Raw genomic sequence first — 12,269 nt, forward strand, 5'->3', positions numbered from 1 at the left:
TATTCCAAATAATTCACAAAACATTCTATTTTATTCTATATTTGAATAAATAGAATGTTTTTTTATGGAAGAATATGGTAAAATACTAATTATCGCTATGCCCATTTTTCTGTTACTAATAGTGATAGAAAAAGCATATGGAATCTACATTAAAGAAGATAATGTGCCATTGATGGATAGTGTTTCCAGCATCAGCTCAGGAATGACTAATGCCGTAAAAGATGTTTTGGGACTCAGTCTGACTTTTATTTCCTATGAATGGATGCTTTCTAAAGTAGCCGTTTTTCATATGGAAACCAGCATCTTTACTTATCTGGTTGCTTTTATTATCATTGATTTTTATGGCTATTGGACCCATCGATTAGCACATCAAATCAATTTTTTCTGGAATAAACACGCCATTCATCATAGCAGCGAAGAATTCAATCTGGCTTGTGCTCTGAGGCAGACGGTTTCCAGTTTTGTAAATCTGTTTACCTTTTTACTTATTCCGGCAGCCATTCTTGGCGTTCCGGCAGTAGTCATTGCCATTACGCTTCCTATCCAATTGTTTTTGCAGTTTTGGTATCATACCAAACACATTAAAAAAATGGGTTTTCTGGAACATATTTTGGTTACACCATCGCATCATAGAGTCCATCACGCCATCAATCCGGAATACATTGATAAAAATCATTCCCAGATATTTATTTTTTGGGACAAATGGTTTGGTACTTTTCAGGAAGAATTAGAGACTGCACCAGCCGTTTTTGGAATTACGAGACCGGCCCAGACCTGGAATCCCATCCGAATCAATTTTCAGCATTTGAGCTTATTAATTTCTGATGCATGGCGGGCAGAAAACTGGAAGGATAAATTTACTATTTGGTTTAAACCAACAGGCTGGCGTCCTGAAAATTTTGAAGAAAAATATCCCGTAAATAAGATCACAGATGTATATAATTTTAATAAATACGGTACTGAAAATTCAACCAAATTAATATCTTGGTCTGTAGCCCAAGTTTTGATTACCTTATTATTTGTCAGCTTTTTATTCAACAATATCGCGGCAATTGGTCTGCCGGATATATTTATTTATGGATTGTTTCTTTTCATTACCATCTACAGCTATTCAGAACTGATGGATTGCCGAAATTTTTCTCTTTTTTGGGAAAGCCTTCGATTCCTTTTTGGAATGGGTATTCTTTACCATTATGGCAATTGGTTTGGGCTTAACGACCACTTTCCAGCTGTCAATTACGTCATTGCTAGTTATCTTTTAATGTCATTGCTAATGACTGTCTATTTTGTTGTTTTCGAATTTAAAACTAAAAAAGAAATGCTTGTCAATTCCTAAAATCCTTTCTAAAAAATCATCAATTTCGCACCTATGAAAACGAATACTTTTTTACTCAGTTATATCGGTTTTGGTTTCATTTACCTACTTATCATTCTCATAGGAATGGAAGATGTTGCCTGGTTTTTAAAACCGTTTTTGATTCCGTTTTTACTGTTTGCAGTCTATTTTTATAATGATTTTTTATCCAAAAAATTCTTATTAACAGCCTTGTTCTTTTCTTGGATTGGAGATATTATTTTACTTTTTGCAGAGCGTGATGAATTGTTTTTCATATCAGGATTAATTGCATTTTTGATTTCACATATTGTTTACATTCTTTTATTTAACAAGCAACTAAAAGAAAAAAACAAAAGAAACAAAGCCTTTTATTGGATTGGCGTGACCTTAATTATTGTCTATTTGTTTGTGATGCTTACCATTTTATTACCAAGTCTTGGAGATTTACAGCTTCCCGTTTTGGTTTATGCCATAGTGCTTTCTACGATGTTATTGTTTGCCTTCAAAGGTTTTCTAAGCTGGACAAAACCCGCAAATAGTTACGTTTTACTGGGCGCTATTATTTTTGTAAGTTCTGATAGCATACTGGCATTTGATAAGTTCCATGAGCCTATTGCTATGAGTTCGTTCCTGATTATGGTTACTTATCTCGCAGCCCAATTTTTAATTGTGAACGGTATTTTAAAATTAAATCAAAAAAAATAGCATTCTCTTTTTTAGAAAATGCTATTTGTAATTTTAATTTTTTATGCTTTTTAATGTGGCAATTTATTTTGGAATAATCCATAAATAAAAGTTCCTACTAAAGCGCCCAAAAGCACTATGCCTACACTCCAAAAACCGGCACCCAGCAATATGAAAATTGGTCCTGGACAAGAACCAACCAACGCCCAGCCTAATCCAAAAAACAATCCACCGATCCAATAACGAGCAGAACCTTTTTCTTTATCCTGGATCTCAATAGGAGCACCGTCAATATCTTTTATATTTTTCCTTTTTATAATTTGGATTCCAATAACTCCCGTAAGAATGGCAACCATAATGATTCCATACATGTGGAAGGACTGAAACTGGAACATTTCATAAATTCGATACCAAGAAACCGCTTCAGATTTTGTAAGTACAACTCCAAAAACAAAACCAACTAGTAAATATTTTAATACTTTCATGTTTTAAAAAATTAAGGGTAATAAAAAATGAGCCATAATCAAGCCGCCGATAAAAAAACCAATTACGGCTTTCAAAGAAGGAATTTGCAAATTACTCAAGCCTGAAATAGCATGTCCCGAAGTACAGCCACCGGCATAACGAGAACCAAAACCAATTAAAATTCCTCCAATAAGTAAGAGAATGATATGTTTTGGCGACTCAAAAATCTGACTTCCAAAAAGGGCATCCGGCATTAATTTACCATTTGGCGCATCAATTCCCAATTGGGCTAGCTGCTCAATTGTTTTAGGGTTAATGCTAACATTTGAAGCATCTGCCATAAAATGAACAGCCACAAAACCACCTAACATCGCTCCTAAAACCACTACCAAGTTCCAGCGTTGCGCTTTCCAATCAAAATCAAAAAAACCTACTCTTTTCCCTAATCCTGCCATAGAACATAGTGATCGCAAATTAGAGGACATCCCGAAGGTCTTACCAAAATAAATCAATGATAGCATAATTACGCCAATCAAAAAACCAGAGACATACCATGCCCATGTTTGAAAAATAAAATCCATATTACATATTTTTTGGGGCAAATATAAGAACCTTTTTAAACAATCCTTGGTTCTTTGGGGACTTAGTCCTGTTATGTCTTCTCTAAAATGAGAAAAATCCATCACAATCTTAACCCTAGAAAACATCTAAACACTTCAAAAAAAAATCAAAATTCAGAATATACTTCGAGTGTGACATATGTTACTGTGTATGCTTTTGTGTCCGTCTACCTTTGCTTCATCAATTAGAAAAATTATGAAGAAACTAAATTTTATACTGCTACTGGGAACGCTTTCTTTTCCCATCCTTGGCTTTGGTCAGGATACTTTACCGATTTCTAAAAAAGAAATTTGGCAAAAAGCTTCCGAAAGAAACAGACAAATTAAAATGGCTCAACAGGATTACAAATCGGCTCAGGCGGATTACCGCCAGTCCAATTCATTATTCTTACCCAATATTACAGCATCTCATACCGCAATTTCAACCACCAATCCGTTGATGGCTTTTGGGTCTAAACTGAATCAGGAAATCCTGACAGCTTCCGATTTTAATCCAGCCTTATTGAACAATCCTGTGAAAACGCAAAATTTTGCCACTAAAATTGAGGTATTACAGCCCTTAATCAATATGGACGGATTCTACGCACGTCAGGCTGCCAAAGCCAAAATGGATGCTTTTGCTTTGCGAACGGAACGCAGCAAAGAATACCTGGAACTCGAAGTCAACAAAGCTTTCATGGAACTGCAATTGGCTTATAAAGCAGTGAGTGTTTTAGAAAAAGCCTCTGCTACAGCCGATGCCAACATGAAACTGATTAAAAATTATTTCGAGCAGGGAATTCTCCAAAAAACAGACCTGCTTTCGATGCAACTTCGTGTCAATGAAATTAAAAATCAATGGCAATATGCCAAAAGTAATGTTCAAAATGCCTCGGATTATTTGGGATTTCTTTTGAATGAAGAAATGAGTAACAAAATCTATAAACCAGTCGAATCATTAGAAAACACAATTGCTATTGAAAATGCCCCTACCCTGCTTTCGAATAACAGAAAGGACATTCAGGCAATGGATAAATCATCCGAAGCTTACAGAAAAATGTTGCAATCGACCAAAATGAATTTCTTACCCAGATTGAATGCTTTTGGAAGTTATGAATTGTATGATCATACTTTATTTGGAACCAATGCCAAAGGCTATTTAGTAGGAGCCCAATTGTCATGGAATGTCTTTGATGGCTACAAATCCATTGGGAAAATGGAAAAGGCCAAAGCCGATTTCCAGAAAGCAACACTTGAAAACCAAGAATACAAAGCCAAAAGCCAACTGGAGCTGAGTAAAACCAATCGCCAGCTAAAAGATGCCGAAAACAAAGTGAATTTGTCTAAACTGGCTTTGGAACAATCACAGGAAGCCTATAGAATACGAAGCAATCGATTTACTCAAGGACTCGAAAAAACAACAGATCTATTGCAATCTGAAACCCAAATGTCCCAAAAAGAATTGGAATTCCTGCAAGCCGTTTTCGAATACAATTTCACCAAAGAATATTTACAGTTTTTAACCAAATAGTTATTCCATTTCTTAATCTAATATAACTGCGAGCTCATAAAAAAGTTAGCTGATTTTAAAGAAAAACCTTAAAACAACAAAAATGAAAAAAATATTTATCCCAATCCTAGCTGTAGCCCTTGCCTTTTTATCTTCCTGTAATGGAGAAAAAAAAGAAGCCTCTGCTAAGGAAGTTGCTATCCCCGTAAAAGTAAGTGGGACAACTCAAAACAACGACAGCCAATTTGTAACGGCCAGCGGAAAAATAACGGCCGAAAACAGTGCTACTATCAGTACACGAATGATGGGTTATGTTACTAAAATCCCGGTGCAACTGGGGCAAAAAGTGACTGCGGGACAATTATTAGTCAGCATCAACAACACCGATTTGTTAGCCAAAAAAGCACAAGTCGATGCCAGCATTCTACAAGCCACAGCTGCTTATACTAATGCCAAAAAAGATTATGAGCGTTTTGTCAATTTATTCAAACAACAAAGTGCATCCCAAAAAGAACTCGACGACATGACCGCTCGTTATGAAATGGCCAAAGCCGGACTTGAAGGTGCCAGACAAATGCGAAATGAAATAGCTGCCCAATTCTCTTATTCGAATATTACGGCACCTTTCTCAGGAGTGGTGACCAATACTTTTGTAAAAGAAGGCGATATGGCTAATCCCGGAATGCCATTGTTAAGCATCGAAGCTGCTTCAAAATTACAGGTAACAGCAATGGTTTCAGAAAATGATATTGCTTCGATACAAAAAGGAATGCCGGTAAATATTTTGGTAAAATCTTCTAATACAAAACTAACTGGAAAAGTGAGCGAACTGAGCCTTTCGGCCACCAATACAGGCGGACAATATTTGGTAAAAATCAATCTGGATAAAACGGATAGTACGGTATTATCAGGAATGTTTGTAAACGTGCAGTTTCCCGTTACCAATAAAGCAACAACACCAACAAATGAAATGGTTTGGGTTCCGCAATCGGCATTAATCAAACAAGGGCAGCTCACTGGAATCTATACCATCGGAACAGGAAATACTGCTATTTTAAGATGGTTACGTACCGGAAAAAACATCGGCAATCAAGTCGAAATACTATCGGGTTTATCGGCTAACGAAAATTATATCGTTTCGGCTGAAGGGAAGTTATACAATGGCGCTTTAGTTAGTATTAAGTGATCAGTAAATAGTGTGCGGTTTTGGGGGATAACCTGAGACTTTAAAACTTAAAAAATAAAATTATGCAAGAAGGTATTTCAGGTAAAATAGCCCATTTTTTCATCAATTCGAAACTTACCATTTTATTGATGGCTGCTTTGATGATCATTGGTGTATACAGTTCGTTTCTGATTCCCAGAGAGGAAGAACCGCAAATTAATGTCCCTATGGCCGATGTGCTGGTGGGTTATCCGGGAGCAAGTCCCACAGAAGTTGAAAGTCGCGTAGCCAAACCTTTGGAAAAAATCATTTCGAATATCAAAGGCGTAGAACACGTGCATACCATGGCAATGAACGGTCAGGCAATGCTGATTGTCCAGTTCTATGTAGGTCAGGATGTGGAGCGTTCGTACGTAAAATTATATGACGAGCTGGCGAAACACGAAGATATGTTTCCAAAAGGTGTTTACAAACCCATTGTTAAAACCCGTTCTATAGATGATGTACCCATGCTGGGAATTACACTTTGGAGCGAAACGCAAGATGATTTCCAATTGCGACAAATTGCCGAAGAAGTAACATCAGAAATCGAAAAGGTGAAAGATGTGGCTATTACTAAAGAAATTGGTGGCAGCACTCGCGAGCTGAAGGTAATCTTAGACAAGGACAAAATGGCCGAAAATGCTATCGATGCCTTGGGAATTATGCAAATGATTCAAGCCAACAACGGCAGTTCGCAATCTGGGAGTTTTGTACAAAATGACCAAGAATATTTAGTGACAACAGGCCAATTTTTATCGAATGCTGAAGATGTCGAGAACTTAGTCGTGGGTATCAATAAAAACCTTCCGGTTTACTTAAAACAAGTAGCCAAAGTACAGGACGGTCCTGCAACAGCCAGAAGTTATGTTTCTTTTGGATATGGCAAAGCCAACGAAAAATTTGAAACCGCAAAATCAGAATATCCTGCCGTGACTATTGCCGTAGGTAAAGTAAAAGGAGCTGATGCGATGAAAATCTCGGAAAAAATCATCACTAAGATTGAGCAGCTAAAAAAGAATTTAATTCCAACAGATGTTCATGTTGAAGTAACCCGAAATTATGGCGAAACAGCCTCGGATAAGGTGGGAGAATTACTGTTACATTTGGGCGTTGCCATAATAGCTGTTACCATTCTGGTGATGCTTGCCATGGGATGGCGTGGTGGATTAGTAGTGTTTTTCTCCGTACCGCTGACATTTGCACTTACCTTGTTTAGTTATTATTTATTGGACTACACCTTAAACAGGATTACACTTTTTGCCTTGGTTTTTGTGGTGGGAATTGTGGTCGATGACAGTATTATCATTGCCGAAAACATGCACCGTCATTTCAAGATGAAACGACTGCCTTTCAAGCAAGCGGCTATTTATGCCATAAACGAAGTGGGAAACCCAACGATACTAGCCACTTTTACCGTAATCGCAGCGATACTGCCTATGGCCTTCGTATCCGGAATGATGGGGCCGTATATGAGTCCGATGCCTATTGGGGCTTCGATTGCGATGCTGTTATCATTGTTTGTGGCATTGACCGTGACCCCTTATTTGGGTTATCATTTGCTTCAAGAAAAAGACGAGCAACAACACAAAGAAGCCGAAGGACTGGAAACTAGCCTTATTTATAGAATATACAATAAACTGGAGCGTCCGTTTTTGGAAAGCAGTTCCAAAAGAAGAGCCCTTCTGGCGGTGACCGTTTTATTATTACTTGGTTCTGTTTTGATGTTTTTCAACAAAACAGTGGTGGTAAAAATGCTGCCTTTTGATAATAAAAATGAATTTCAAGTAGTTATCGATATGCCTGAAGGAACAACCTTAGAACGAACAGCTGCCGTAACCAAAGAAATTGCACAATACCTGTCGGTACAGCCCGAAGTAGTCAATTACCAAAATTACATTGGAACCTCAGCACCTATTACTTTCAACGGCCTGGTGCGTCATTATGATATGCGAGGCGGGAGCAATATGGCAGATATTCAGGTAAATTTGCAACACAAGGAAGACCGTGACATTCAAAGTCATGCGATTGCCAAAGCCCTGCGTCCCGAAGTTCAAAAGATTGCTAAGAAATACGGGGCAAATGTAAAACTGATTGAAGTGCCACCTGGACCACCGGTACTTTCTACGCTAGTTGCCGAAGTTTATGGTCCTGATTACAACGAACAGATAAAAGTGGCCAAACAGATAAAAACCATCTTAGAAACAACCTCAGATGTAGTCGATATCGATTGGATGGTTGAAGACCATCAAACGGAATACAAACTGGAAATTGACAAAGAAAAAGCAATGCTTAACGGAATTGCACCTCAACAAGTGGTGGGGAATTTGACTTATTTGCTGAAAGAATATCCGATTTCTAACTTGTATGACGAAAATTCAACTGACAATGTGGGAATTGTGCTTTCGCTTGACGACAAAGACAAAACCAGTTTGCAGGACATTCAGAATTTAAAAATTAAAGGAAGTCAGGGCAACATGCTCCCTGTGAGTGATTTGGTCAAAGTAAAACAGGATACTTTGCAGAAAACCATTTACCGAAAAGACCAAAAACGCGTGGTTTATGTAACCGCCGATATGGCTGGTGCATTAGAAAGCCCTGTATATGCGATTCTGGGAATGAGCGAAAAACTGGATAAGATGAAAGTGCCAAAAGGCTATAAAGTAAACGAACTTTATATGGAGCAACCCACAGACGAAAGCAATTTTACCGTAAAATGGGACGGTGAATGGCAGATAACCCTAGAGGTATTTCGTGATTTAGGTGTTGCCTTTATGGTGGCAATCGTGATTATTTATATGCTGATTGTGGGTTGGTTTCAAAACTTCAAAACACCAATTGTAATGATGCTGGCGATTCCGTTATCACTCATTGGAATTGTGTTTGGACACTGGTTATTGGGTGCTTATTTCACCGCAACCTCATTTATTGGGATGATCGCTTTGGCGGGTGTAATGGTCCGAAACTCGGTCTTGCTGATTGACTTTATAGAAATCCGCCTTCAGGATGGCATTCCTATAAAACAAGCCATTATTGAGGCTGGAGCAGTGAGAACCTCTCCCATTCTATTGACTACCGGAGCTGTGGTTATTGGAGCATCGATTATCCTTTTTGATCCTTTATTTCAAGGATTAGCCATTTCTCTGGTATTTGGAGCTATCGTTTCTACCTTATTGACTTTGCTAGTAGTGCCTCTGATTTATTACATCAGCGAACGAAAAAAATGGGCAACAACAACCCAAGAAGATCAAACCAATCAAGAATAAATAAATAGAAATTATGAAAAATAGAATTGTAAGAGCAGTAGCCGGAATATTTATAATGATCAGCTTGCTTTTGGCCGTTTATGTAGACCAAAATTGGCTGTGGATGACCGCCTTTGTAGGTGTCAATTTATTCCAATCCTCCATTACCAAATGGTGCTTGCTGGAAGACATCCTGAAAAAACTGAATATAAAAGACTAAGTTTAGTCATATTATACATACCAAACTAAAGAGGCTGCCCTTTTTCGGACAGCCTCTTTTTATAAATATTTTAGTGTAGTGATCTTATCTTTTTTTGACCAAACCCAGTTGTTCGTCTTCGTCTTCAAACTCTAATTCGGCATCTTTTTCCCAAATTTCCATTTCGCAGGGTTTACAGTTGAATTTCAGTTTGTACTCGTTTTCACCGTGCTTTAGTGTCAAGGGTTCAACCACTTTTTCACCCATAGTCGCTCTCTGGAATCGGGCACATTTACCCAATTCGTATTTCACACAATATTTGGTGGTCATTACCCTAGCTTTCCCCGGATCCCATTGCAGTTCAAATGCTTTTTCGATCTCGGTTACGCCATGTCTTTTATAAAAAGCTCGGGCTAATTTGTTCGAAACATTGAAGGTGAAATCTAATTTCTCCGTAGGATAAGGAATATCTGATTTTGTGATTTGAAATTCTTCCCTATGGTACTCCTGGATTCGAATGTCAATCAACTGTTCTAAGACCGTTCTTCGTACTTCGTTTACTTTAGAAATTGGCAAAAACCAATTGTTAGTAAATTCCACTTGAATGTCATCTACAATAAACGGTGTGTTACCTGTTTTAGCCAAATTCTTGGTGATATTTGGAATTACAGATTCTTCACTTTTAGCTGCCTCTTTTTCAGTAATCAAAGTTGATATACTTCGGTGTCCGTCTTCATCAATAGCAGTTAACTGAAACCCATCCTGAATTTCCGTAAATTGAAGACTTACACCAATTTTTCGAACCGCAGCGTTTTCTTTTTCTACAATTCGGTTGAATTCTGCATCCGAATTTCGATAAATAACCGTTCCTACCGCAATATTTTTAAAGGTATTTGGCACCACAATATCATTTACAATAATATTGATTTGAACGCCATCAGCAACACCTTCTTCGTTGATAAAATACAAACCATCTCCATTGTTCAATTTATCGTGATTTTCTATCACATAACCATTGGCCTTGATTTCGGTTATTTTACCTATTAACTGTCCTTGGGATTTTGGACTTTCCCAGTTTCCTATTTTCTCCTTACGTTGGTTTACAAAATAATCAGTGTAGCCTCTGTTGAAGCTTCTGTCCATTTCTGGTTCGAAATTATAAAAGGTTCTACCCGAAGACGCTTTCTGGAAACTATCATTATTTTCTAAAAAAGCATCTAGTTTCTTTCTTAGAAAAGAAGTATTATTTTTTACATAAACAATATCTTTTAATCGACCTTCAATTTTGAATGAAGTAATTCCAGCCTCGATCAAACTCGGTAATTGGTCACTTAAATCCAAATCTTTTATCGAAAGCAAATGACTTTCGGTCAATAAGGTGGTTCCGTTACCATCAATCAAGTTGTAGGGCAAACGGCAGTTTTGGGCACATGAACCTCTGTTGGCACTGCGTTCCCCTCCTGCAATACTCATATAGCAGTTTCCACTAAAAGACACACAAAGTGCTCCTGAAACAAAGAATTCTAATTCTACATCAGTAGCTGCGGCAATATCTCTTACTTGGTCTAAATTCAATTCTCTGGCCAAAACCACGCGTTGCATCCCGATATCCTTCAAGAATTTAACGTGTTTAGGATCACGGTTGTTTGCTTGTGTACTCGCGTGAATCACTATTGGAGGCAAATCCATTTCCATAATGGCCATGTCTTGCACAATAAGCGCATCAACTCCAATATCGTATAACTGATAGATTAATTTCTTACAAGCCTCTAATTCATTGTCATACAAAATGGTGTTAATAACCACAAAAACTTGCGCTTTGAACAAGTGTGCATATTTAACCATTTCTGCAATATCTTCAACAGAATTAGTTGCATTAGTACGCGCTCCAAATTGTGGTGCTCCAATATAAACGGCATCTGCACCCGCATTGATAGCGGCAATTCCCTGAACCAAATTTTTGGCTGGAGCAAGGATTTCTATTTTCTTTTTCATAATTGGATTTTTATGGTCCTTTGACAGTTTCCTGATAACCATCAACTGAGATTTACGGATTGTTTTTGATCTTTGCGAACCAATACAATTCTGCTTTTTTAGCAGGAAATTACACTACTATTTTTTTTATTCGAATATTTAAGCGCCCAAAATTACTAAATACTTCAGAAAAAGACGGAATAATGTTTGAAATTAGTATTTAAACCCCTGTAATCAGAGCTAAATCCAGGACAAAAGTTTCAAAAAACCTTCAATAAGAATCTATTTCAAAACAAAAGAGCCATAATTGCTACAACAAAAAGTAAGTTAGTATAGTGAACCGCTTTAAAGTTCTGATTATATTTGTAATTAAAATCAAGCCCATCAATATCCTGTATTGAATCGTTCAAAATCAACTGAAAATATGAAAAAAATTATTGCTTGTATTGCCTTAGTATTTGTTAGCGTTTCCTGCGTGAGTACCAAGTCTACTATTATGAATATTGATGATAATGCACCAATTCCTAAACTCACCAAGGACAATACCTTTGTGATTACAGCATACAGCAAGGACAAGAAATACGGTTATGACAAGGATTATCCTATCAATGTCTTTTATCAAAATACCCGAGATGAATCCATAAATCAAGAACGCTTTTTAAATGCTTTGGCAGGACCTAATGGCGAAAAAATCACTTTCAAAAAATTAGAAAGCTGTTGTCCTTTTCCTACTAAGAAAACCGAACTGGGTGCCGGATTTCTCGATGTCTATGAAATAAAATGGGAAGGACAAAAAAAGCCTCTATTACTCTACATGAATATTTACGAAAAAGGTCTTTTGATGGTGCCAATGGGGCTAAGTTTGAAAAAAATATAAATTGAAGCCCAATACCTTATCCCTGATAGCTGTAAAATCTTTTTTTTCCTTAATAAAGAAAAAGCAGTTAGCGTCCTGACCGTTGCCGGGAAGCAAGGAAATTGCTTAAATAAATCCTAAATCATCATTCCAAAGTCGTAATTCATTCTTAACTTTGCCAATTCAATAAAATACTA

The 12,269-nt window shown here is 37.2% G+C and carries 10 protein-coding genes; 7 read left to right on the plus strand and 3 right to left on the minus strand.

Going from position 1 to position 12,269, the window contains the following annotated elements; all coding sequences use genetic code 11:
- The first annotated feature begins 64 nt into the window (after positions 1 to 64).
- Together BUB25_RS12200 and BUB25_RS12205 are read left to right on the plus strand one after the other, a co-directional pair.
- Complete coding sequence (locus BUB25_RS12200; RefSeq protein ID WP_072944734.1) at positions 65 to 1,336, plus strand: sterol desaturase family protein; 1,272 nt, start codon at positions 65 to 67, stop codon at positions 1,334 to 1,336.
- A gap of 33 nt (positions 1,337 to 1,369) precedes the next feature.
- Positions 1,370 to 2,041, plus strand: coding sequence for a lysoplasmalogenase (locus tag BUB25_RS12205; protein ID WP_072944736.1), 672 nt, complete (start codon positions 1,370 to 1,372; stop codon positions 2,039 to 2,041).
- A gap of 50 nt (positions 2,042 to 2,091) precedes the next feature.
- On the opposite strand, the gene BUB25_RS12210 is transcribed toward BUB25_RS12205, so the two are convergent.
- Positions 2,092 to 2,505 (minus strand): DUF6691 family protein, encoded by a 414-nt coding sequence (locus BUB25_RS12210; protein ID WP_072944738.1) that lies wholly within the window; start codon positions 2,503 to 2,505, stop codon positions 2,092 to 2,094.
- Positions 2,506 to 2,508: 3 nt separating this feature from the next.
- Positions 2,509 to 3,066: a YeeE/YedE family protein gene (locus tag BUB25_RS12215; RefSeq protein ID WP_072944835.1), complete on the minus strand. Its 558-nt coding sequence runs from the start codon at positions 3,064 to 3,066 to the stop codon at positions 2,509 to 2,511.
- A 235-nt stretch (positions 3,067 to 3,301) separates the two neighbouring features.
- On the opposite strand from BUB25_RS12215, the gene BUB25_RS12220 reads away from it, so the two are divergent.
- From BUB25_RS12220 to BUB25_RS12235, 4 genes are all read left to right on the plus strand, one after another.
- Positions 3,302 to 4,615, plus strand: coding sequence for a TolC family protein (locus BUB25_RS12220; protein WP_072944740.1), 1,314 nt, complete (start codon positions 3,302 to 3,304; stop codon positions 4,613 to 4,615).
- A gap of 82 nt (positions 4,616 to 4,697) precedes the next feature.
- Entirely contained in the window at positions 4,698 to 5,780 is a 1,083-nt protein-coding gene (locus tag BUB25_RS12225; protein ID WP_072944742.1) for an efflux RND transporter periplasmic adaptor subunit, read from the plus strand.
- 62 nt (positions 5,781 to 5,842) lie between these two features.
- On the plus strand, positions 5,843 to 9,064 hold the full coding sequence (locus BUB25_RS12230) for an efflux RND transporter permease subunit (protein ID WP_072944744.1): 3,222 nt from the start codon (positions 5,843 to 5,845) through the stop codon (positions 9,062 to 9,064).
- A gap of 13 nt (positions 9,065 to 9,077) precedes the next feature.
- The gene (locus BUB25_RS12235; protein WP_072944746.1) at positions 9,078 to 9,263 is read left to right on the plus strand and encodes a YgaP family membrane protein; all 186 of its coding nucleotides are present in this window, start codon (positions 9,078 to 9,080) and stop codon (positions 9,261 to 9,263) included.
- Positions 9,264 to 9,347: 84 nt separating this feature from the next.
- Here BUB25_RS12235 and BUB25_RS12240 read toward each other — a convergent pair whose 3' ends face one another.
- Positions 9,348 to 11,237: a peptidase U32 family protein gene (locus BUB25_RS12240; RefSeq protein ID WP_072944837.1), complete on the minus strand. Its 1,890-nt coding sequence runs from the start codon at positions 11,235 to 11,237 to the stop codon at positions 9,348 to 9,350.
- 403 nt (positions 11,238 to 11,640) lie between these two features.
- Here BUB25_RS12240 and BUB25_RS12245 point away from each other — a divergent pair, with 403 nt between their 5' ends.
- Positions 11,641 to 12,093: a 2-dehydro-3-deoxyphosphooctonate aldolase gene (locus BUB25_RS12245; RefSeq protein WP_072944839.1), complete on the plus strand. Its 453-nt coding sequence runs from the start codon at positions 11,641 to 11,643 to the stop codon at positions 12,091 to 12,093.
- Positions 12,094 to 12,269: the final 176 nt, after the last annotated feature.

The sequence above is a fragment of the Flavobacterium granuli genome (genome assembly GCF_900129705.1).
In the GTDB taxonomy this organism is placed as follows: domain Bacteria; phylum Bacteroidota; class Bacteroidia; order Flavobacteriales; family Flavobacteriaceae; genus Flavobacterium; species Flavobacterium granuli.

Coding starts and splice junctions, on each gene's coding strand:
- BUB25_RS12215 (WP_072944835.1), bottom strand. CDS start 3,066: ATGGATTTTATTTTTCAAACATGGGCATGGTATGTCTCTGGTTTTTTG.
- BUB25_RS12230 (WP_072944744.1), top strand. CDS start 5,843: ATGCAAGAAGGTATTTCAGGTAAAATAGCCCATTTTTTCATCAATTCG.
- BUB25_RS12220 (WP_072944740.1), top strand. CDS start 3,302: ATGAAGAAACTAAATTTTATACTGCTACTGGGAACGCTTTCTTTTCCC.
- BUB25_RS12210 (WP_072944738.1), bottom strand. CDS start 2,505: ATGAAAGTATTAAAATATTTACTAGTTGGTTTTGTTTTTGGAGTTGTA.
- BUB25_RS12205 (WP_072944736.1), top strand. CDS start 1,370: ATGAAAACGAATACTTTTTTACTCAGTTATATCGGTTTTGGTTTCATT.
- BUB25_RS12225 (WP_072944742.1), top strand. CDS start 4,698: ATGAAAAAAATATTTATCCCAATCCTAGCTGTAGCCCTTGCCTTTTTA.
- BUB25_RS12240 (WP_072944837.1), bottom strand. CDS start 11,237: ATGAAAAAGAAAATAGAAATCCTTGCTCCAGCCAAAAATTTGGTTCAG.
- BUB25_RS12200 (WP_072944734.1), top strand. CDS start 65: ATGGAAGAATATGGTAAAATACTAATTATCGCTATGCCCATTTTTCTG.
- BUB25_RS12245 (WP_072944839.1), top strand. CDS start 11,641: ATGAAAAAAATTATTGCTTGTATTGCCTTAGTATTTGTTAGCGTTTCC.
- BUB25_RS12235 (WP_072944746.1), top strand. CDS start 9,078: ATGAAAAATAGAATTGTAAGAGCAGTAGCCGGAATATTTATAATGATC.